Source organism: Candidatus Nanopelagicales bacterium, from assembly GCA_030700225.1.
Lineage (GTDB): Bacteria > Actinomycetota > Actinomycetes > S36-B12.
This window is the reverse complement of record JAUYJT010000061.1, coordinates 1-22,113: the sequence shown is the minus strand read 5'-3', so window position 1 is coordinate 22,113 and position 22,113 is coordinate 1. Positions and strand designations below refer to the sequence as shown.

General features: G+C 64.1%; 19 protein-coding genes. 1 reads left to right on the top strand and 18 read right to left on the bottom strand.

Annotation, left to right across the window (positions count from 1 at the left end):
* Positions 1–60 precede the first annotated feature (60 nt).
* Positions 61–3,234, top strand: coding sequence for an isoleucine--tRNA ligase (ileS, locus tag Q8P38_09575; GenBank protein MDP4014851.1), 3,174 nt, complete (start codon positions 61–63; stop codon positions 3,232–3,234).
* Between the two features lie 35 nt (positions 3,235–3,269).
* On the opposite strand, the gene Q8P38_09570 is transcribed toward ileS, so the two are convergent.
* From Q8P38_09570 to Q8P38_09485, 18 genes are all read right to left on the bottom strand, one after another.
* The gene (locus Q8P38_09570) at positions 3,270–3,563 is read right to left on the bottom strand and encodes a YggT family protein (protein MDP4014850.1); all 294 of its coding nucleotides are present in this window, start codon (positions 3,561–3,563) and stop codon (positions 3,270–3,272) included.
* A 2-nt stretch (positions 3,564–3,565) separates the two neighbouring features.
* Positions 3,566–4,060: a cell division protein SepF gene (locus tag Q8P38_09565; GenBank protein ID MDP4014849.1), complete on the bottom strand. Its 495-nt coding sequence runs from the start codon at positions 4,058–4,060 to the stop codon at positions 3,566–3,568.
* A gap of 126 nt (positions 4,061–4,186) precedes the next feature.
* A complete protein-coding gene (locus Q8P38_09560; protein ID MDP4014848.1) occupies positions 4,187–4,900 on the bottom strand; it encodes a YggS family pyridoxal phosphate-dependent enzyme in 714 nt (237 codons plus the stop codon).
* Positions 4,897–6,072: a cell division protein FtsZ gene (gene ftsZ, locus Q8P38_09555; GenBank protein ID MDP4014847.1), complete on the bottom strand. Its 1,176-nt coding sequence runs from the start codon at positions 6,070–6,072 to the stop codon at positions 4,897–4,899. The genes Q8P38_09560 and ftsZ overlap by 4 nt, the downstream gene beginning before the upstream one ends.
* 229 nt (positions 6,073–6,301) lie before the next feature.
* Positions 6,302–7,096, bottom strand: a complete 795-nt coding sequence (locus Q8P38_09550) for a cell division protein FtsQ/DivIB (GenBank protein ID MDP4014846.1) — start codon at positions 7,094–7,096, stop codon at positions 6,302–6,304.
* Positions 7,093–8,538: a UDP-N-acetylmuramate--L-alanine ligase gene (gene murC, locus Q8P38_09545; protein ID MDP4014845.1), complete on the bottom strand. Its 1,446-nt coding sequence runs from the start codon at positions 8,536–8,538 to the stop codon at positions 7,093–7,095. Before murC ends, Q8P38_09550 begins: the two co-directional genes overlap by 4 nt.
* The gene (murG, locus tag Q8P38_09540) at positions 8,538–9,623 is read right to left on the bottom strand and encodes an undecaprenyldiphospho-muramoylpentapeptide beta-N-acetylglucosaminyltransferase (protein MDP4014844.1); all 1,086 of its coding nucleotides are present in this window, start codon (positions 9,621–9,623) and stop codon (positions 8,538–8,540) included. Before murG ends, murC begins: the two co-directional genes overlap by 1 nt.
* A complete protein-coding gene (ftsW, locus tag Q8P38_09535) occupies positions 9,620–10,804 on the bottom strand; it encodes a putative lipid II flippase FtsW (GenBank protein ID MDP4014843.1) in 1,185 nt (394 codons plus the stop codon). Before ftsW ends, murG begins: the two co-directional genes overlap by 4 nt.
* Positions 10,797–12,248 (bottom strand): UDP-N-acetylmuramoyl-L-alanine--D-glutamate ligase, encoded by a 1,452-nt coding sequence (gene murD / locus Q8P38_09530; GenBank protein ID MDP4014842.1) that lies wholly within the window; start codon positions 12,246–12,248, stop codon positions 10,797–10,799. Before murD ends, ftsW begins: the two co-directional genes overlap by 8 nt.
* A complete protein-coding gene (gene mraY, locus Q8P38_09525) occupies positions 12,233–13,312 on the bottom strand; it encodes a phospho-N-acetylmuramoyl-pentapeptide-transferase (GenBank protein ID MDP4014841.1) in 1,080 nt (359 codons plus the stop codon). Before mraY ends, murD begins: the two co-directional genes overlap by 16 nt.
* Entirely contained in the window at positions 13,297–14,691 is a 1,395-nt protein-coding gene (gene murF / locus Q8P38_09520; protein ID MDP4014840.1) for a UDP-N-acetylmuramoyl-tripeptide--D-alanyl-D-alanine ligase, read from the bottom strand. Before murF ends, mraY begins: the two co-directional genes overlap by 16 nt.
* Before the next feature lie 5 nt (positions 14,692–14,696).
* Positions 14,697–16,208 carry a UDP-N-acetylmuramoyl-L-alanyl-D-glutamate--2,6-diaminopimelate ligase gene (locus tag Q8P38_09515; GenBank protein ID MDP4014839.1) on the bottom strand — a complete coding sequence of 504 codons (1,512 nt, stop codon included), beginning with the start codon at positions 16,206–16,208 and terminating at the stop codon, positions 14,697–14,699.
* Positions 16,209–16,216: 8 nt separating this feature from the next.
* The gene (locus Q8P38_09510; GenBank protein MDP4014838.1) at positions 16,217–18,043 is read right to left on the bottom strand and encodes a penicillin-binding protein 2; all 1,827 of its coding nucleotides are present in this window, start codon (positions 18,041–18,043) and stop codon (positions 16,217–16,219) included.
* Positions 18,043–18,534: a hypothetical protein gene (locus Q8P38_09505; protein ID MDP4014837.1), complete on the bottom strand. Its 492-nt coding sequence runs from the start codon at positions 18,532–18,534 to the stop codon at positions 18,043–18,045. Before Q8P38_09505 ends, Q8P38_09510 begins: the two co-directional genes overlap by 1 nt.
* Positions 18,535–18,686: 152 nt before the next feature.
* Entirely contained in the window at positions 18,687–19,667 is a 981-nt protein-coding gene (gene rsmH, locus Q8P38_09500) for a 16S rRNA (cytosine(1402)-N(4))-methyltransferase RsmH (GenBank protein MDP4014836.1), read from the bottom strand.
* A gap of 189 nt (positions 19,668–19,856) precedes the next feature.
* Positions 19,857–20,288, bottom strand: a complete 432-nt coding sequence (gene mraZ, locus Q8P38_09495; GenBank protein ID MDP4014835.1) for a division/cell wall cluster transcriptional repressor MraZ — start codon at positions 20,286–20,288, stop codon at positions 19,857–19,859.
* Positions 20,289–20,426: 138 nt separating this feature from the next.
* Complete coding sequence (locus Q8P38_09490) at positions 20,427–21,251, bottom strand: class I SAM-dependent methyltransferase (protein MDP4014834.1); 825 nt, start codon at positions 21,249–21,251, stop codon at positions 20,427–20,429.
* Positions 21,252–21,270: 19 nt separating this feature from the next.
* Positions 21,271–21,807 (bottom strand): MaoC family dehydratase, encoded by a 537-nt coding sequence (locus tag Q8P38_09485; protein MDP4014833.1) that lies wholly within the window; start codon positions 21,805–21,807, stop codon positions 21,271–21,273.
* Between the last annotated feature and the right edge of the window lie 306 nt (positions 21,808–22,113).

The window sequence follows — 22,113 nt, the reverse complement described above, 5'->3', positions numbered from 1 at the left end:
AGTCTGACCGACGCGCAATCGGACCACTTCGCGGGCCGCGATCGGTCTGTGGAGGAGAGCATGTATCGCGAGATGCCCGCGCGTATCGATGACGTGGCCGCCATGGAGAAGGGGATCCTGGACTTCTGGCGCCAAGAAGACATCTTCCGCAAGTCACTGGCCAAGACATCTGGAGCGCAGCGTTGGGTGTTCTACGAGGGACCGCCTACAGCCAACGGAACTCCAGGCACGCACCACGTCGAAGCTCGTGTCTTCAAGGACGTATTCCCGCGTCATCGCACGATGAAGGGATACCACGTTCCGCGCCGGGCTGGCTGGGACTGCCACGGGCTGCCGGTCGAACTCGCGGTCGAGAAAGAACTGGGTTTCTCGGGCAAGGAGGACATCGAAGAGTACGGAGTCGCCGCGTTCAACGCCAAATGCCGCGAATCCGTCCTGCGCCACGTGGACCAGTTCGAAGCCATGACCCATCGGATGGGCTACTGGGTCGACCTCGACGCGGCGTACTGGACCATGGACTCCTCATACGTCGAGTCGGTGTGGTGGTCCATAAAGGAGATCTTCGACAAGGGGCTGCTCGTCCAGGACCACCGGGTCGCGCCCTACTGCCCGCGTTGCGGCACAGGGCTTTCGGACCACGAACTCGCGCAGGGCTACGAAACGGTCGTCGATCCGTCCGTCTACGTTCGCTTCCCCGTGCTCGACGCCAAGTGGCAGGAGCGATTCCCAGGGCTCAACCTGCTGGTGTGGACGACGACCCCCTGGACCCTAGTGTCGAACACCGCCGTCGCCGCGAAGCCGGACGCGGAGTATGTGGTCGTTCGCACGACCGATGGCGAGGTGCTGCTTGTCGCCGCCGCCCTAGCGGATCGGGTAGTCGCAGACACCGCCACCGAGCTCGCCCGGTTCCGGGGCTCTGAACTGGAGCGCATCAGATACCAGCCCCCCTTCTCGCTCGTCGACGTGCCAGACGCGCACTACATAACCAACGGCGAGTACGTCACTACCGATGACGGAACCGGATTGGTCCACATCGCCCCAGCCTTCGGAGCGGACGACCTCGCCGTCGCCCGGGACTACGACCTGCCCGTCGTCAATCCCGTACTGCCTGACGGTCACTTCCGCCCAGACCTGCCGCTTGTGGGCGGCGTCTTCTTCAAGAAGGCGGACGCCCAGCTCGTCGCTGACCTGGACGAGCGCGGCCTGCTTTTCGCCCACGTCCCCTACGAGCACGCTTACCCCCACTGCTGGCGCTGCCACACGCCGCTGCTCTACTACGCGCAGCCTTCCTGGTACATACGCACGACGGCAATCAAGACTGAGCTCCTGAACCAGAACGAGAACACGAACTGGTACCCCGAATCGATCAAGTGGGGTCGTTACGGCGACTGGCTCAACAACAACGTCGACTGGGCACTGTCCAGGGATCGGTACTGGGGCACTCCTCTGCCGATCTGGCGGTGCCCCGATGCGCACATGGTCGCGGTCGGCTCACTGGCCGAACTATCCGAACTATCGGGGCGAGATCTGTCGTCACTCGACCCACACCGCCCCTTCGTCGATGAGGTGACGATCCCGTGCCCCGACTGCTCAGGTACGGCTTCGCGAGTGCCCGAAGTAATCGACTGCTGGTACGACTCCGGCGCGATGCCCTTCGCCCAGTGGGGGTACCGCCCGCTCCCCCACGAAGTGGGGGAGAAGGGGGAGGGGTATCCGCACCGGCAACGGTCTGAATTCTCCGAAAGCTACCCAGCGGACTTCATCTGCGAGGCGATCGACCAGACCAGAGGCTGGTTCTACACGCTCATGGCCATCGGAACCCTGGTGTTCAATCAGTCCCCCTACCGCAACGTCCTGTGTCTCGGCCACATCCTCGATGAGGAAGGCCGCAAGATGAGCAAGCACTTGGGCAACGTCCTGGATCCGATCCCGCTCATGGACGAACACGGCGCGGACGCCGTGCGCTGGTTCATGCTCGCCAGCGGCTCACCGTGGCAGGCCCGGCGCGTCGGCCACAAGGCCATAGCCGAAGTTGGGCGCAAGACCTTCGCGACGTACTGGAGCACGGTCTCATTCCAGGTTCTGTACGCACGCGCCTCAGGATGGGATCCGGCTTCGGCTGACCAGGCGCCACCTGTCAGCCAGCGCCACGTGCTCGATCGCTGGGCCTTGGCCCGGGCGCACCGCATGACTGCTGAGGTGGACGCAGCGCTCGAACGATTCGACAGCCAGTCCGCCGGGCGGGAATTGGCCTGTTTCATCGACGACCTGTCCAACTGGTACGTCCGGCGCTCCAGGCGGCGATTCTGGGTCGGCGACCCGGCGTCCTTGTCCACTCTCCACGACTGCCTGCGGCTGCTGACACTCGCGATGGCGCCACTGGCACCTTTCATCACGGAGCGCCTCTGGCAGGACTTGTTCCGGCTCCCAGGCCACCCCGAGTCAGTACACCTGGCGCTCTGGCCGGAAGTCGACAGATCCGCACTGGATGACGAACTGATAGCTCACATGCGACTCGTGCGCAGGCTCGTGGAGCTCGGACGGACCGCCAGAGGGGAATCGGGAATCGGTACTCGCCAACCTCTGCGCACGGCTTTGATTGGCGCGGCAGGATGGCATGACCTTCCCGACGAACTGCGTGCTCAAGTGGCCGAGGAACTGAACTGTGTTGGCATCGGCGCGCTGTCCGACGCTGGCCAGGATCTCGTGCGAACAACCATCAAGCCGAACTTCAGGTCCCTCGGACAACGCTTCTCCAAAGACACGCAAGCTGTGGCCAATGCCATCCGATCCAGCGACCCTGCGGCGCTCGCCAATGCGCTTCAGACAAGTGGTCAGGCCGAAGTCAGCGTCGAGTCGCTTGGCCCGGTCGCGATCACCGCTGATGACGTCATCACAACCGAAACCCCGCTCGAAGGCTGGGCCGTGGCCTCATCCGATGGGGACACCGTCGCGCTGGACTTGCGCCTGACCGGTGACCTCATCCGCGCCGGCGTGGCACGGTACTTCATCCGAATGGCCCAGGAGGCACGAAAGTCCAGCGGTCTCGATGTGAGCGATCGCATCACCTTGGTGTGGAACTCCGACGACCCAACAGTCGCGGCCTCGGTCGACGAACATCGGGAGAACATCTCGGCAGAAGTTCTCGCAACCGACCTGAAGCAGGGAACGTGTGAGGGCCCGGGATTCCCTTCAACCGAACCTGAATTCACGATCTGGGTCCAGCGGCAGTAGCGGCTGATCCACGGGTGGCGACGCGCTGCGATCCGCTATGCGGCGGCGAAAGCCGACAGGACCGAAACGACGACTCCCAGCAGCACGATCAGCACTAGGAACGACAGATCCAGGGCAACCTGACCGATTCTAATCGGTGGAAGGAACTTGCGAATCACTCGCAGAGGTGGGTCGGTCACCGTGTAGATAGCCTCAGCTATCACTAGCAGAACCCCGCTCGGCTTCCAATTTCGCGCGAAGACCTGAACCCACTCGAAGATCAATCGGCCTATCAATACCAACATGTACAGCCACAGCAGTGTGGCCAGAAGGCCGGCGATCTGTGGCAAGGTCAGCTCTGGTTGAAGAAGCCATCCCGTGCCTGGCGCACAGCCGGGGCATCTCGGACATCCACGTTGGCTGGCGAAAGCAGAAACACCTTCTGAGTGACCCGCTCGATGCTTCCTCGCATCGCGAAGACCAAGCCAGCGGCGAAATCGACGATGCGCTTGGCGTCGGAGTCATCCATCTCGGTGAGGTTCATGATCACGGGTGACCCGGCGCGGAACTCCTCGCCGATCCGCCGCGCGTCATTGTATGAGCGCGGATGGATCGTGTGAATGCTGTAGGGGTCGACCGGAGCGACAGCCGGGGACCTGGCTGGCTTGCGCAGATCGACCGGTTCCAGACTCTGCGTCGCGGTCGCCAACGCGGCGCTAGCCGAGCTAGACCCGGAATCGGAGTAGCCGAACCCGCGGCCATCCTGCCCGTTGTCGTATCCGTCGTAGCCAGGCTCGTCCTCGACAAGTCCGAGGTACACACCTAGCCGCTTCATCGCTGTCGCCATGATCCCGCTCCTCGCGTGGGGAAGTGAGGTGCCACGGTTGCTCCCCGGCCAAACCATAGTCGAGACCTGGACTGACTCAGCCCCGGCCCACCTATGGGGAGGTCGGAAGGATTCCGTGCCACGACGTTACCTGACATTCTCTCGATACCCGCACACCGCCGTGCCAACCCGCACGTGTGTCGCACCCGCGCGGATCGCCAACTCGATATCGCTACTCATCCCGGCCGACAGGCACGCCGCCTCCGGAAAGTCCCGCAGAACCGACTGCCGCAGAACAGCCAGACGCTTGTACGCATCCGCAGGGTCCTGACCCAACGGCGGCACGGCCATCAAGCCGATCAGATCCAGGTGCTGCGCGGACCGCACAGCGGCGCACACGCGCTCTAGATCATCGGCGTTGGCGCCACCCCGTCCGGTGCGGGCTGACTGCGGGCCAGCCTGCAGATTCACCTGCGCGAATACCTTGATACGTCGTCCAACCTTGGCTGCGGCCGAGTCGAGAGCCCGGCACAGCGGTACCCGGTCGACCGAGTGAACGAAGTCCGCGTACCGAACCACCGACGAGGCCTTGTTGCGCTGCAACTGTCCGACGAAATGCCAGTTGATGTCCAGATCGGCACACGCCTCGGCTTTCGTGCGAGCCTCCTGGTCCCGATTCTCCCCGAAATCGCGAACTCCCAGCCTCGCCAGGTGTCTGACGTGGCTAGCGGACCAGGTCTTGGTGACAGCGATCAGTGTCACCTCCCCCGCATCTCTCCCGCACGCATTGGCGGCGGCCATGATACGGCTCCGAGTACGCTCCAGGCCTACTGCGAGATCATCTCTGACATCAAGCGTCACTTCAGGAAGTCAGGGATGTCCAGGTCATCATCCACAGCGTCGAACACGATCCGCCTGGGCTCCACGGGTGTCCCGCCGCTTCCCGCTGGCACCCCAGTGGCATACGCCGGCTCCCGCACCTCGCGGGCGCCAGACCGGGAAACACCGACCGTGTCTGAGTCCGGAAGACTGATCCTCTCGGACGCGACTTCGGAACGGGACTTCGGCATGCCGCCGTCGAATCCGGCTGCGATCACTGTCACTCGGACCTCGTCGCCCAAAGTGTCGTCGATGACCGTTCCGAAGATAATGTTCGAGTCCGGATGCGCTGCCTCGGCAACGAGGCGAGCCGCCCCATTGATCTCGAACAGCCCAAGATCGCTTCCGCCCGCTATCGACATGAGCACTCCGTGAGCTCCCTCGATGCTCGCTTCGAGCAGCGGGCTTGAGATGGCACACTCGGCGGCGGCGATCGCGCGATCCTCGCCCCTGGAAGAACCGATCCCCATCAGCGCAGATCCCGCACCCTGCATCACCGACTTCACGTCCGCGAAGTCGAGGTTGATCAGTCCGGGCGTCGTGATCAGGTCCGTGATTCCAGAAACTCCCTGCAGAAGAACGTGGTCCGCCTGGCGGAAAGCGTCGATGACGCTGATCTGACGATCCGTCAGAGACAGCAGGCGGTCATTCGGGATGACTATCAAAGTGTCGACTTCACCGCGAAGCGCCTCAATGCCGGTCTCGGCCTGGGTGCTGCGCCGCCTGCCCTCGAACCCGAAGGGACGGGTCACAACTCCGATGGTGAGTGCCCCAAGACTGCGAGCGGTGCGCGCGATAACTGGGGCGCCACCGGTACCGGTTCCACCGCCCTCGCCGGCGGTGACGAACACCATGTCGGCGCCCTTGAGCACTTCCTCGATCTCGTCGGCGTGATCTTCAGCTGCCTGCTGTCCCACAACCGGATCAGCCCCAGCCCCGAGCCCCCGCGTCAAATCACGCCCTATGTCCAACTTGACATCAGCGTCACTCATCAGCAGTGCCTGAGCATCGGTGTTGATCGCGATGAACTCAACGCCCTTGAGCCCAACCTCAATCATCCGATTCACGGCGTTGACGCCACCGCCCCCGATTCCTACGACTTTGATTATGGCTAGATAGTTCTGCGGAGCTGCCACGACGAAGTCCCCTCCCATGCCGCCATCAAGCGGCCAAGTTAATCCGAAATCCCCAGGGCCACCTCTCGACCTACACCTCGACTTGAGGTCGATGCTTGGTCTACCTGCGGCCTTGGTCGAAGGTAATGCGCGTCACACCACACCGCAAGACCCCCCGCAACGCAATCTGGCGATTTCTTGAGGAAAAGTCTCAACGTCAACCTTAGGTTTGCATCGATCCTGGGCTCGCGCCGCCCGCTGACCGGACTCAACGTCGATCTAAGGCCTGCGGCTCCCGATTCTCCTTGGGCAGGTCCAGGCTCCCGGTCATCGCGGGCCTTTCTGGCACAGACACGTTGTATGTCTTCGCCTTCCGGGGCAGCAGCGCGGCTAGGACCGCCAACTTCTCCTCAGCCTGGCTTGCGGACCCCCAGATGACTGTGGCTCCGCCCTGGCGCAGTTTCAGGACCGCGTATCCGCCCTTGTCGATCTGAGCTGAGGCGATGCCGCGCCGGAAGTCCTCAGGCAACTCCCCAAGTATCGACAACAACAGCGGCATCTGCTCACTATCGCCCTGCGCCACTGGGAGGCGTTTGGGGGCGCCTCGCGCCGTGCGGATCTCATCGCCGAACTCGTCTATGACCGAGTAGCCCTCGTCCATGGCCACGACTGCGAACGGATGCCGCTGCACCACGCGAATCACGATCGACCAGGGACGGGAGATCTCAACATCAACCTGTTCGATCCCAGAGATCGCAACGACCCGCTCCGCGATCCCGTCGGTGTCGACCTCATTGATGCGCGTTCCCTCCCGCAGGGCCGCCACCTGGAGTATCTCCGCCTTCGACGCCTCGTCGCTCCCCTCAACCACGACTTCGCGCACAGGGATCGGCGAATTCCACGACCCTAGCCAGCCTATGGCTACTAGGGCTAGGGCCAGCAGACTCGCGTAGATCGCAAGGCGCAGCCTTGAGCGCTTCGGCTTGCTGAGCTTGACCTGAGGATCCCCTGGATCTTCGTCCTCAGCGATCAGTTGCGACAAGACGTTGATTGTGGATCTCACCGAGGATCCCGCCCAGGTTGAGCCTCCTGGCGCTCTCGTAGCAGCGCCAACACTTCCGGGCCCAGTAGGGCAACATCTTCTGGGCCAACCGTCATGATGATGTCCCCCGGCCGGACTAGCGAAGCCAGGCGCTCGGGCGCATTGGACCAGGAGGGCTCGAACACGACGTGACCGGCTGGAAGCGGCACTTTCGCGACCAGCGACTGACCGCTCGCGCCGGGGATAGGCTCCTCCCCGGCCCCGCACACCTCAAGGATCACTAGCTCATCCGCGAGTCCGAGCGCCTGACCGAACTCACGGCCAAACATGGCGACGCGGTAGTAGTGGAGCGGTTGGAACGCCACGATGACTCGCCCCGACCCGACGAATTCCCGCGCGGCCGCCAACGTGGCGTGAACCGCTGTCGGGTGGTGCGCGAAGTCGTCATAGACCCTCACCCCCCCGGCCTCTCCCTTGAACTCGAAGCGGCGCCGGGCGCCCGCGTACTCGCTAAGACCCCGCATCACGACAGAAGTGTCGTAGCCGAGTCCGTCGCAGATGGCCAAGGCGGCAGTCGCGTTCAAGGCATTGTGGCGCCCAGGCACCCGCAGCGTCACATCCCCGAGGCTCTCGCCCTCTCGCGACACGTTGAACTTGTAGCCGGCGCGTTCACTGCCGAGGATCTTCACCCTGTAGTCAGCGTCGGGAGACTCTCCATAGGTCAACACGTTCACGCCCTTGTCGGTGGCGCGTGCCGCCAGGGCCCGGCTGGCTGGCTCATCGCACCACACGACGGAGAACCCGTCGTTCTTCGCCGGCAGTGCGACGAAGTCGTCGAAAGCTGCTTCGAGGGCGTCAAAGGTCCCCCAGAAGTTCATGTGGTCCGGCTCCACGTTGGTCACCGCGACCGCCACGGGATCCATCAGCATGAAGGCCCCGTCGCTTTCGTCGGCCTCAACGATGAACAAATCACTGGAGCCAGTGTGTGCGTTGCTGCCCAAGTCGTGGACTTCACTGCCAATGGCGAACGACGGATCAGCGCCGCACTTGTTGAGGCAGACGGTGATCATCGATGTCGTCGTCGTCTTCCCGTGCGTACCGCTTATTCCGACAATCCGGCTTCCCGCGATCATGATCGCCAGCCCCTGTGCTCTCGTCAGAATCCGCAAGCCTCGGTCACGGGCCTCGACGAGCTCCGGGTTGTCTTCGGCGATAACCGAGGTGACTATGACGGTGTCCGCTGACTCACGTCCTGATCCAAGATGCGCTGCGTCGTGACCGACGTAGACCTTCACGCCCTCGCTGGCCAGCGATCGCATCCGGGCGGCGTCGCGCACATCGCTGCCCGATACGGCAATGCCGCGATCAAGCATGAGCCGAGCCAGGCCGGACTGGCCAGACCCGCCGATTCCGAGGATGTGAACCCGCCCCAGATCGCCAGGTCGCGGCTCCGGCGTGGGCATCAAATCACCCCCGCAGCGTGCTCCACCATGTCCGCCAAACGTGCGGCCGCGTCTCGGATTCCGTAGGACGAGGCATGGCTTGACATGGCCTCAAGTCTGGCTGGTTCGCGCAGCAATGGCAGCGAAGCACGTAGCAGCGTGTCGGGGTTCATCTCGGAGTCCAAGACCATCAGGCCCCCACCGGCTCGAACCACGGGCTGCGCGTTGAAGCGCTGCTCCCCGTTTCCCACCGCGTAAGGGACGTAGATCGCAGGCAACCCAACCGCGGTCAACTCGGCGCAAGTCATTGCCCCTGCCCGGCACACTGCCAGGTCAGCCGCCGCGTATGCGATATCCATGTGCTCAATGAAAGCAAGAGGCTGGTAGCCCGGCTCAGTCGGCGGCAACTCGTTTCGTTGCCCGACCGCGTGGATTACCTGAATACCGGCACCCAGGAGAGCTGGCAGCGCCCCAGCCACAGACTCATTGAGCCGCTCCGCTCCCTGGGATCCGCCGAACACGAGCAAAGTGCTGCGGTCTGGATCCAAGCCCAGAGACACGCGGGAGTCCTCACGACATCGTGCACGGTCCAGCGACGCTATGGAGGGGCGCAGCGGGCAGCCCAGAGTGACCGCTCCCTTGAGTGACCCCGCGTAGTTCTCCGCGACGAACGGGGTCAATCTGGCGCCAATCCGGTTCGCCAGACCCGCCTTGGCGTTGGCTTCGTGGACAACGAACGGGCTGTGTTCACGCCAAGCCGCCAGGTATGCCGGGATGGACGTATACCCGCCAAACCCGACGACGACGTCAGCATCGAGTCTGGCCAGGACGTCGCGCGTGGCACGAACGGCCCGAACGAGGCGGACGGGCAACGTGGCCGCGTCCCTTCCCGGGCGCCTCGGCAGCGGCACTGCCGGGATCAACTCCAAGTCGTATCCGCGCCGCGGGATCAGGTCCACCTCAAGACCCCGCGCTGTCCCAAGAGCCGTGATCCGCAGATCCGGGCGCCGGGCACGCAACTGCGTCGCGAGGTTTAGAGCCGGTTCGATATGGCCGCCGGTGCCCCCGCCAGCCAAGACGACATGGAGCAGCTCAGCACCGCTCATCCGTCGGCTGCCAGCTGACCGGACCCAGCGGATCTCCCGCGTCGGGAGTGTCCTCGGGCAGCGCCGAGCAGTAACCCAATTCCGACGAGTAGGGGTATGAGCGACGAGCCGCCGTACGAAACCAGCGGCAGAACCACGCCTGTGATCGGGAGCATCTTCAGTGCCGCGCCCACGTTCGTGATCACTTGGATCATCAACCACACCCCGACGCCGACGCCGAGCAAGCGGACGTACAGATCAGACGTCACGCAGGCGAGCCGCAACAGCGCGTATACGAGCACCGCGAACAACCCAAGTACGGCCAGCGTCCCGAACAGGCCCAGCTCCTCGCCGATGACGGGAAGGATGAAGTCGGTGTGGGCCGCCGGAAGACTGCCCCACTTCTCGCGGCTCGCGCCCAGCCCCACTCCCCACCAACCACCAGTCCCGAGCGCATAGGTGCCCTGAGTGACCTGCCACGCCCCGTCGAGCGTGTCGGCATCCTGGTCCAGGAACGCCGTCAAGCGCCTTATCCGGTGCTCCGCCATGAGGCTTACCACGACCACGCCTCCGGCAGCGACCACCGCCGCCCACCCGAAGAGTCGCAGCGGGGCCCCGAAGGCGAAGAGCATCCCGATCATGATCACGCCGATGATCATGGCGTTCCCGAAGTCTCCCTCGGCCACGACCAGGAACATCAAGACCCCGCCAACGGGGACGACTGGAACCAGCAGGGTCTGCCAGTCCATGACATCGCGACGCTTGCGCGCCAAGACTCCAGCCGCCCACACGATGAACGCCAGCTTCGCGATCTCCGATGGCTGCAACCGGAACGGTCCGCCAAGCTCAAGCCAGTTCTTCTGACCGAACACAGAAACGCCAACGACCAACACTAGGACAAGCAGCGCCAACGTCACGCCCATGAACGGCCATGCGGCGGCGCGAAGCGTCGACACCGGCAGCTTGGCCGCGAATAACATCGCGACCAGTCCGAGGGCGGCGAACAGCGCCTGCTTCGACACCAGCCCGGTACTGCTCCCCGATTCCCGAATGGAGTCGATGGCCGACGCGGACCACACCATGGTCACGCCTAGCAGAAGCAAGAACAGAGTCGAACCCAACATCAAGTAGTAGATGCTGGCCGGGTGCGTCCGCAATCGATCACGCAGCGTCGGCCCTTCCTGAACTGACGTATCAATCACGGCTCTCCCCACGGGCCTCGCGAAGGTTCACGACCTCCTCGGCGAATCTGTCTCCGCGCTGGGCATAGTCATCGAACATGTCCCATGACGCGCATCCTGGAGCCAACAAGACCGTGTCCCCAGGTTGTGCCATGTCAACCGCCGCCGCGACGACTTCGCCAACCGCTCCAGTGTCCGTCGACCGGACCTCAACTACGGGTATCCCCGGCGCGTGTCGTCGCAGAGCTTCCAAGATGAGGCCTCGGTCGGCGCCGAGCAGGACGACGCCACGCATCCGGTCGGCGCAATCGCGGACCAACTCGTCGAAGTCCTGACCCTTAGCGGTCCCACCAGCGATCCACACCACGGGCTCTTGCGCCATCAGCGCGGTCCGAGCGGCGTCGACATTGGTCGCCTTGGAGTCATCCACGAAACGGACGTCGCCGACCATCCCCAGATCGGCCATGCGATGCCGCGCAGGGACGAATTGACGTAATCCTTCACCGACGGCCTCCTCGTCGATACCGAAGGCCCTGGCCAATGACGCCGCTGCCAGAGCGTTGGCGACGTTGTGAGGGGCGAAGGGACGCACATCGGAAAGCGACGCGATCTCCACCCCGTCCGCGGCGGAGCCACCGAAAGCCCGGTCAACGAGGTGATCGTCAACAACCCCGAGTTGCCCAGGCTGGGGCGGCCGCGGCCCGAACCCGATCACGCGGCACCCCGGCGCCAGCGCACCGGCCTCGGCCATTCGCCTTGTGGCCTGATCCGCGATGTTGTACACGGCCGCGATCTGACACCTGTCGAACACTCGCGCCTTGGTCGCGATGTACGCATCCATCGTGCCGAAGTGGTCCAAGTGGTCCGCGGAGACGTTCAGGCAAACCGCGGCCAGCGGGCTCACCGTGTGCCAGAACGGCAACTGGTGCGAGGAGACTTCAACAGCTATGACATCGAGTCCTCCGCGCACTACAGCGCCCACGAGGGACACGCCAATGTTGCCGGCCGCGATGGCCCGGTGACCGGCGGCCCTGAGCATGGATTCCAGCATGAGGCACGTCGTTGTCTTGCCGTTCGTTCCCGTGATAGCCAGCCAAGGAGCAGCGCCCGGTCCCCTGAGCCGCCACGCCAGCTCCAACTCACCCCAGACCTCGACGCCGCGCTTCAACGCTTGGGCGATGATTGGCGCGTTTGGCGGGAACCCCGGGGAGACGACCAGAAGATCCACGCCCTCGGGAAGGGAATCACCGTCGCCGAGCCGAACTTCCGCGCCAACGTCACGCAGTCTGGTGGCCAGGAGTTCGTGCTCAGCGCTCGTGCCGCGGTCAACCGCGATCACACTCGCCCCAGCCAGGGCCAGAGCCTTCGCGCTAGCGAATCCAGCGACGCCTATCCCAGCCACACACGCGCGCACTGCCGACCACTTCGGTGAGCCGTCCAGATCCAGCGTCACAGCACGACCCACTCGGCGAAGAAGACAGTCACCGCCGCGCCGATGAACAGACCCTGGATGATCCAAAACCTGACCACAATCAGGGATTCCGGCCACCCCTTCAGTTCGAAATGATGATGCAAAGGAGCCATTCGGAAAATCCGCCGCCTGGTCAGCTTGAACGAGGCGACCTGCAAAATCACCGAAGCCGTAACCAGCACGAACAGCCCCCCGACCAGCAGCAGCAGAAGCTCGGTGCGGCTGAGAATCGCCAGCGCGGCGATGCCACCCCCAAGAGCCAGGGAACCGGTGTCGCCCATGAAGATGCGGGCCGGATGAGTGTTCCACCACAGGAAGCCGAAGCACGCACCCGCGCACGCGGATGCCAGGACCGTCAGGTCAAGCGGATCGCGGACCTCAAAGCAGGCCTCAACTGGTGACCGCCCGCACGACTGGCCGAACTGCCACCCCGTGATCACGATGTAGGTCACGAAGGAAGCCAGCGCTGCTCCGGTCGCGAGCCCGTCCAGCCCGTCCGTCAGGTTCACGCCATTGGTCGTGGAAGTTACGAGGAACCACACCCACAGCACGAATATCGCGACCGGAAGCACTAGCGGGGTGTCCTTCACGAACGAGATGGCCTGCGAGGCCGGAGTGATCCCATTCGCGTCGGGAAACTGCACGCTCAACAGGGCGAAAGTGACCGCCACGAATGCCTGCCCTATCAGCTTGGTGCGCGCCCTGACCCCGGTTGACCTCCGCTTGAATATCTTCAGATAGTCGTCGGCGAGCCCAACGGCCGCCAGGCCGAGAATGAGCCACAGGGCGAGTAGCCCGGACGCCGAAGGCGCTGACCAGAAGACCGCGTGAGTGCCCAGGTACCCAACCAGGATCGCCAGGATCATCGCCAGCCCGCCCATCGACGGAGTGCCCTGCTTGCTGTCATGCGCCGGGTAGTTGATCTCGGCCGTGGATTGCCTGATCGCCTGCGCGTACCCTCTGCGCCGCAACCTACTGATCAACAGGGGCGTGCCAAGAAGAGAAACCAGGACGCTCAGGCCACCCGAAAGGATTATCAGCGTCAAGAGGCGCCACACCGCCCCTCGCTGTCAGCCATAAGTCCCTCAGCTACACCCTCAAGGCCGACGGCGCGCGACGCCTTGACCAAGACAATATCCGTGGGTCGCAAACCCTCAACCAGGACACCGAGTGCCGAGGCCGCGTCTGGCACCCATGCCGATTCACCCGACCAGGATCCTTCGTGCGAGGCCGCCTGATGGATGGCGCGAGCCCCCGGCCCGACTGCGATGAGCTTCGGAACATCCAGCCGGACCGCCAGGCGACCGATGGCGTCGTGAGCTTCGGCCGAACCTGGACCTAGCTCCCTCATCTCGCCCAGCACCGCCCAGCACCGCACTCCACGACTCCGCGCCATCGAAACCAGCGCCTTGAGGCCGGCGGCCATCGATTCAGGGTTCGCGTTGTAAGCGTCGTTGACGACGGTCACACCGCCGGGCGTGACTTGCACCTGCATCCGCCACTTCCCAGGAGCCGCCTCCCCGAGAGCCTGTGCCACTTCCGACAGAGGCAGACCTAGCGACAAGCCAACGGCTGCGGCAGCGGCCGCGTTCATTACGTTGTGCTCGCCGCTCAGACGCAGCCGGACCGCTGCTCGCTTTCCTCGGTACTCCAGGTCGAACGTAGGGCGCGCGCAGTCGTCCAAGCTCACGTCAACGACTCGGACATCACTTCCGGCCGAAACGCCGAATGTGACTACATTCGCCGTGGTCATCTGCCTCATCGCCAGCACAGCGTTGTCGTCAGCGTTGAGGACCGCTGTGCCCTCTGGCGGCAGACACCCGACCAGCTCCGCTTTGGACGCCGCTATGTTCGCGCGACTACCGAACTCACCTAAGTGGGCCGAACCGACGTTCAGCACTACGCCCACATCCGGGCGCGCGATCCCGCACAGATACTCGACGTGCCCTGACCCCCGGGCTCCCATCTCCAACACGAGAGTCCGCGTACCAGCGTCCGCGGTCAAGACAGTAAGGGGTAATCCGAGCTCCGTATTGTAGGAGCCAACCGGAGCGACTACCGGGCCGCGCCATCCCATGACGGACGCCATCAGGTCCTTTGTCGTGGTCTTGCCGGATGATCCGGTAACACCGACTACCTTCGCCTCCGGCAGGCTCCCACGCACGTGTGACGCGATCTGGCCCAGTGCCGCGAGCGAGTCGGGCACGATCACCGCTGGGGCAGGAACTTCGCGTTCCGCTAGGACCCCTCGAGCTCCGAGGGACATCGCCTGATCCACGAAATCGTGGCCGTCTACGCGATCTCCGGCGATGGCGACGAACAAGTCACCGGGTGAAACCTCGCGCGAGTCCGCTACTACGCCCAAGACCGGTTCACCAGCCCCGTCGTCCTGATGGAGTCGCCCTGAAGTGATGTCCGAGATCTCCCGGAGCGTCATGGGGATCACGCTTCGTTCCTCCCCTCGGCGGCCAGTTCCGCGAGAACCTCGCGGTCATCGAAGGGATAGACCACGCCCGAGACCTCCTGTCCTGACTCGTCACCCTTGCCCAACACGAGCACGACGTCTCCCCGCGACGCGCGCGACACCAGGAAGCCTATTGCGGCCCTGCGATCAGCGATCTGAACCGTCTCCGGCCGGGATGAGCTGGGAACTCGCGCGACCCCGTCAAGCACGGCAGCGCGGATCGTGCCGGGCTCCTCTGACCTCGGATTGTCGTCTGTCACGACCAGAAGGTCAGAACCAGCGGCTGCCGCCCTACCCATGTCGCCGCGCTTCGCCGAGTCCCGGTCCCCCCCACAGCCGATAGCCACGAGAACGCGACCGGTAGATAGATGCCTGGCCGTCTCGATGGCCCGCGCGACCGAGTCCGGGGAGTGGGCGTAGTCCACGATGCCGCAGTAGTCGCCGGTTACGACTACCTCCATGCGCCCTGGGACCCCTCGACATTCCCTGATCCCGTCCGCGGCCACGGCCAGGTCGATACCAAGGGCGGCGCAGCACGCCAGGGCGCCAAGTGCATTGGCTTGGTTGAACCGACCCGGCAGGCCCGAACCAAGCCGAGTCCGAACTCCGCCCGGTCCGACGGCGATTCCCTCCCAGGCTCCTGACTCCGCGACTTCAAGATCCCCGATGGTCCAGTCCGCATCGGCCACCAGGGAGTAGGTGCGGGCCGGTATCTGGCAACCGGACGCCAACCGCCGACCCCAGTCGTCGTCAACGCAAATCAGGGCCGATTCCGCGCGACCGGGATCAAACAGACCCGCCTTGGCCGCGTAGTAGTCCTGCATGGAGGCATGGAAGTCCAGATGGTCCTGGCTGAGATTCGTGAAAGCGGCAAGATCGAACACGACACCGTCAAGGCGGCCCAGCGCAAGTGCGTGGCTGGATACCTCCATCGCCACGTGAGTCACGCGCGCATCCCTCATCACGCCCAACAGCGCGTGAAGATCTGGCGCCTCTGGTGTCGTGCGCGCACTGGGCCAACGATCGGGGCCGACGTGGACGCCAGTAGTGCCGATGACGCCAGTGAGTAGACCCGCCGCCGACAGGCCAGCCTCCAACAGGTACGTGGTCGTGGTCTTGCCATTCGTTCCCGTGACGCCGATCATCGTCAGATCGTCGGCGGGGTTGCCGTAGGCCCACGCGGATAGGTCCCCCAGAATCGCCCTTGGTCGGCTCACCTGGATGACGGGGATCCCCGGTGGCACTCCAATGCGTGCGCCCGCCTCATCGGTCAGGATCGCGACCGCGCCGCGAGTCTCGGCCTGCTCACAAAACCGCGCCCCGTGAGTTCGCGCACCAGGCAACGCGACATACAGGTCACCAGGCCGCACCCGACGGGAGTCATGAGTGATGCCGGTGACCACAACTTCCAGGCCCTCCACGGACCGCGTTCCACACAAGGACGGGGCGTCGGCGATCCGGCGGGCAACCACCGAAGGACGCTGCTCCATGATGTGGCTCAGCGGGGCCCATCAGCGCGCAGCGGGAAGTGAGCCGGCTTGCCACCCGTGGCCGGGATGTTTTGAGACGCCAAAGCAGCGGTCATTATCTTCTTCACCACTGGAGCGGCGAGCTCGGAGCCGTAGTACCCAGCCCGTGGATGGTCGAACCAGGCGCCGACGGCCAGTCGGGGTTCATCCGCGGGCGCCATCCCAAGGAACGAAGCCGTGTAGCCGCTGTAGCAGCCACATTTCTCGTCGTAGCGCAGGGCCGTGCCGGTCTTGCCTCCCATCAAGTAGCCGGGGACCCCTTCACCAGCGGCTGTACCGCCCTCCTGAAGAACGAGCTGCATCATGCGCTGCATTGTCTGAGCCGTCTTGCGCGAGATGACCCGACCCTGCTCCACAGGCGCCGTAGCTGTCGAGGTCCCGTCGGGGCGGACCATGCCGTCAATCAACCTGGGCTGAACCCTGACCCCGTCGTTCCCAATCGTCGCCACGATGTTCGCGATCTGTAGAGCCGTCAGCGACATCCCCTGGCCGAAGGCCAAAGTCGGAAACGTGCTGTCAGACCAGTCGCTAGGGGCGGGCACATAACCGGTCTGTGCCCCGGGATAGTCCACTCCGCTCGGCTCTCCAACCCCATACGCCTTCAGGTAGTCGTAGAGCTTGCGTCCACCGATCTCCTCCGAGGCGAGGATCGTCCCGATGTTGCTCGACTCAGCCAGCACCCCCGCGAGGGTCAATTGCTCTATTCCGTGAGCGTGGGAATCGCGGAATACTCTGCTGCCCCGGGTCAACAAGCCCGGGACAACGACTTTGCTGCGCGGATTCAGCGCACCTTGGTCCAGTACCGCTGAGATTGACATCAGCTTCGCCGTGGACCCAGGTTCCATTCCCCATGTCACTGGCCGATTGGTCCAGCGTTCCGGCTTTACCTTGCCTGGATCGTTGGGGTCAAAGCTGGGAGCCGTCACCATGGCCAGGACGCGGCCGGTGCCGATCTCAATCACGACGGCCATCCCGAAATCGGACTTCGATTTCTTGACCATGGCGGCTACGGCATTCTGGGCAGCCCACTGCAGATCCGCGTCCAGCGTCAGGCGCACGTCGGTCCCCGGCTGGGGGTCGACGCGCTGAACGTCCGAAGTCGGTATCTCGGTGCCCTCGGCCGACCGTTCGTAGGTCACCGATCCCGGAGTGCCCGCCAGCTCGGCGTCGAGGCCGTACTCAAGCCCGACGGCCCCCCGCCCTTCGTCGTTGACGAACCCGACAACACCCGCGGATAGTGACCCGTTCGGGTAATCCCGGATCGTGCGCCGCTCGCTGAATATTCCCTGCAGAACTCTGCCGGTGTTGTTCGCGTCGGCCCGCCAGGTCTGAATGTCGCGCCAAACCTGCGGCGGAACGGCCTTCTTCAAGTAGATGAACCGCTTAGTACCGGTTAGCAAAGGCTCCAGTTCGGCAGCTGGCATCTCCAGAATCGGCGACAGGACTTCGGCGGCCGCCGGCCCATCTGGTCCAACCACCTGTTGATCCGCTGTGATGTCACGCACCTCAACCGAGACAGCCAGGGGCCTTCCCTTGTTGTCGGTGATCTTGCCCCGCGTAGCGGGAATCGGCGAAGTCACGATGCGCTGACCCAAGGCGGAAGCAGCCAGTTCGTCGCCCCTGATCGCCTGCAGCTCCAACAGCCGAGCCCCGAATAGGCTCAGCAGAAATCCGAAACCGACCAGCAGCACTTGGATCCTGCGCCGTGAGTCAGCGAGTCTGAACGGACGGTTCCGTGGCGGCACAGCGGCTGGCCCGGGGCGCGTCTTCGGTCGAGTGGGTGTACGAGTGCTCATCACCCTCCACCGCTCACTACGGCCCGGTCGTAGGCGGTTCCACCGGAGATAGTCGCGCCGTCGCCGCTACCCGATTCTGGTTCCACGCTGGAATCTGTCGTCGCGGAATCGATGGCCGGGTCAAGTGAGCCTGGCGCGGCCTCTGGTGCGTCTTGGGCGGGAACTGTGTCTTCTTGGGTCTGCGCGGTCGCTGCGACCCCGGCCGCGAGCGGCACTCCCAAGATCCTGCCTGACGCCACGTCCAGGTATGCGATCGTGGCAGCCGGAACCAGGCCGAGCGCTTTGGCCCGCTTCGACAGATCCCCCGGCGATGACAGTCTTTCAACTTCCTGGCGCATGGCCTGTTCCTGTTCGAACAGCCGAGTGCTCTCCGCCCTCAATCTCGCCTGATCGAAGGAGCCTTGTGCCAGAGAGTTATTGATTACCAGCAGCGCGATCAGTCCTCCGGACAGGATCGCGGCGACCAGAAGCACGAATGACACCGTGCCCATTGATCCGCGTGGCGTTCCCTCATATGACCCAACGCGCCGACTCCGCGGCCGGTTTGCCCGCCGTCTGTGCGACCGATGCGACCGAGGCGAGTCGTCCGCGTCAGTCTGCCCAGCTTCCGGGCTAGAGACAAGGCGGGGTCGCAACAGAGTACTCATGCGCCCACCTCCACTCCGATGGTCTCCCGAATCTTTACAACGGCCCGTAGACGCGCCGAGGCAGCTCTCGGGTTTCTGGCGACTTCGGTCTGGCTCGGCCGCTCAGCTCCACGAGTCAGCGCCTCAAGCCATGGTTGAGACTCCTGCGGTATCACCGGCAGGCCAGGCAACACTGCCGGCTTGATCCCCGCCGCGAACGCTCGTTTGACGATCCTGTCTTCCAGCGAGTGGTAGGACAACACCGCGACACGCCCCCCGACTCTGACTACTGCCAGAGCGGCAGCCAGCCCGGCGCGCAGCGCGATCAGTTCCTCGTTCACCTCAATGCGCAGCGCCTGGAATACGCGCTTGGCGGGATGTCCGCCCTTGCGCCGCGCCGCGGCCGGGAGAGCCTGCCAAATCACGTCGGTCAACTCACCGGATGTCTGGATCGCGTGCTCGTCTCTGCGCCGTGCGATAGCGGTCGCGATTCTCCGTGCGTGGCGTTCCTCTCCGTACTGGAAGAACACCCTCGCCAACTCCCCTGTGCTGTAGCTATTCACAACATCCGCCGCGCTCATAGAACCTTCTGAGTCCATGCGCATATCCAGGCTTGTGTCACGAGAATAGGCGAACCCCCGCTCGTCGCTGTCCAACTGAAGGCTTGACACGCCGAGGTCGAATAGCACCGCTGACGGTGCTCCAGCATCAAGGTCACTGAGGATCTCGCGCAGGGCGTCGAACCTGGAATGCACGAGATCCAGATGTGACGCCGTCCCGATGAATTCGCCAGCCGCGGCAAGCGCCTGACTGTCTAGGTCGATCCCTATGACCCAAGTGCTAGGCCGCTCGCGCAGTATCTCCGCGCTGTGACCGCCGAGCCCAAGGGTGGCGTCGACGAACACATCTCCGGCACCCAAGGCCGGAGTCAGCAGTTCCACGATCCGTTCCGGCATCACTGGCTCGTGCGGGCGCGGCGATCGGGCTGCGCTGCGCATGTGCTCACCCTCTCAGTCACGCCGATAGGGCAAACCCTCAGGCTCTACCAGAGACTCAGCCGTGATATCAGGTCCCCTCCCGCCGGGCGCATCAGCACTTCAGGTCAGCCGACGTCGATACGTCGTCCGATCAACATTCTGACGACGGGGAAGAACGTCAGATGCCGCGGGCGGAGGCCTCATGTCACGTCAGAAGAGCCCTGGCACCACCTCCTCGGCGAGATCAGAGAAAGACGCTTCCTGACCGGACACGTAGTCCTGCCAGGCTGGGCCGTTCCAAACCTCGGCGGTCGAGCCGTTACCTGTGATCACGACGTCACGGTCCAGCGAGGCGAAATCCCGCAGAGCGGCTGGCACGGAGACCCTGCCCTGCTTGTCCAGGCTCTGGTCGAAGGCGCTGGAGAACAGGACTCTCAGATACGACCGCACAGCCGCATTGGAGCGTGATGCCTCGTTGAGGCGCTCTGAGTACTTCGAGAATTCAGCGCTGGGCCACAGGACGACGCAGCGGTCCTGCCCCTTGGTCATCACGACGCCGTCGGCGAACTCCTGGCGGAACTTGGATGGCAGAACCATCCTTCCCTTCTCATCCAGCCGGGGCTGGTGCGTGCCAAGAAGCATGGACCCACCTCCCTAGCCTAGCTAGTCCTCCATTTCCCTCCACTCTAATCCACAATGCCCCACTGTCAACCAATTCGAAGCCCTGGCTTTCCCGAGTTCGGATTCCCAACGTGACTAGCGGCCGTCTGACTCCCCCGGTCAGGGGCGGATCACTCCCGCCACGGTGTGGCGCCAACGTTCGGGGATCGCTCGATCCAGCAACGTGTCAGCGGACGCCGCGAAGCTGATCAGCCGTCGCCACGGGACCCTCCCAGCCGCTGAAGGGGCGTGGCCGTGCAAGACATAGGACGCCGTCATAACCAGCGTCTGGCTGAACCCGGTCGCTGCCAGCGACACGCGCGTGAACCCAGCCGCGACGCACATCTCGACCAACTCCGGCTTGGTGAAGGTGTGAAGATTCGCCGCCATGGCGGCCATCTCCCAGAACTCCTGCTCTTCGGATAGCCCGCCCCGAAGGCCGGGCATGGCGAGCAAGTGCCGGACAAGTACCGCCCCAGCTCGGTCGACCGCGGGTGTCGGCTCACTGGCGAGCAGCACCGCGCCATCCGGCTTGACCAGCCGCCGCCATTCGGCCAGTGCCGCGCCAGGGTCGGGGACGTGGTGCAGCACGCCGCGGCTGACAACAGCATCAGCACACGAGTCCGGCAGTGGAACTGCCTCGCATTGAGCCTGGATGAGTCTGCTTGCCCCGGCCCCGGCAGCCTTCGACAGCATTCCCGACGACAGATCCAGTCCCAAGACGACAGTTTCCGGCGCTAGTCGCTCCAGACCCGCCGCGAACCATCCGGTACCGCAGCCGACATCCAGGACTACGTGATCAGTCGCGAGATCGCGGCCCAGAGCCGACTCCACGTCCGCCAGCGCGGCCCGCGCGTCCGCCTCATCATGGGCGATGGCGAAGCGTTCGTCGTAGTAGGAGCACTCATGATCGTGGAATACCTTGTTCAGGCTGACTGTATCCACGCCAACGGTTCTCGCCCGGTCAGACGGGGTCAGGCAGTTGCAGCGGACCGCCCTTAGCCTCGGGGAAGTAGTTCTGCCCGATACCCGACTCCAGTTTCGGGATCATGACTGAGCGCTTGTAGGAAGCCACTTCGTCGCCGTCCTGGTTCAGAGCCCGCGTCTTCATCGTGATGATCCCCATGTTCGGGCGCTTCTTCGACTCTCGCTTGTCCAGCACGATCGACTCGGCGTAGATCGTGTCCCCGACATAGACGGGATGGGTCAGCTTGATGTCTGTCCACCCAAGATTGGCCACCGCGTTCTGGGACATGTCAATGACGGACAGTCCCAGCACCAGGGCCACAGTCAGCCCCGAGTTGACGATTATCTTGCCGCCGCTGATCGGGTTGCTCTGAGCCAGATGCGCGTTGAAGTGATTCTGGTTCGTGTTGCACGTGAGCAACGTGAACCACGTCGAGTCAGCCTCCGAGATCGTCCTACCGAACGGGTGCTGGAATACGTCACCGCACTCGAAATCCTCAAGCCACCGACCGAGTTTGGCCTCGTGAACGGTCATGTCGTGCCCTCCTGGATGTCCCGTAATCGAACCGCCTGGACCCCGTGACGGTTCCACACGAAGTCTGCCAAGTTGTAGGAAACCCACCACCACGGGGGCGGAGTCTGTTCGCTCACGACTAATCCTGAATCCGCTGGGCCGCCGTCATTCGCCCCTGCGGAGGCCCAGATGATGCAAAGGTGAGTAGCCGGGGGGAGTTGCACCCCCCGGCTCTCGCAGAACCGGACGTGACGGTCTCCTGTCATCCGGCTCCCACGGGTCAGCGTGTGGGGATAGGGGTTAGTTGCCAGTGGACGAACAGGGCTG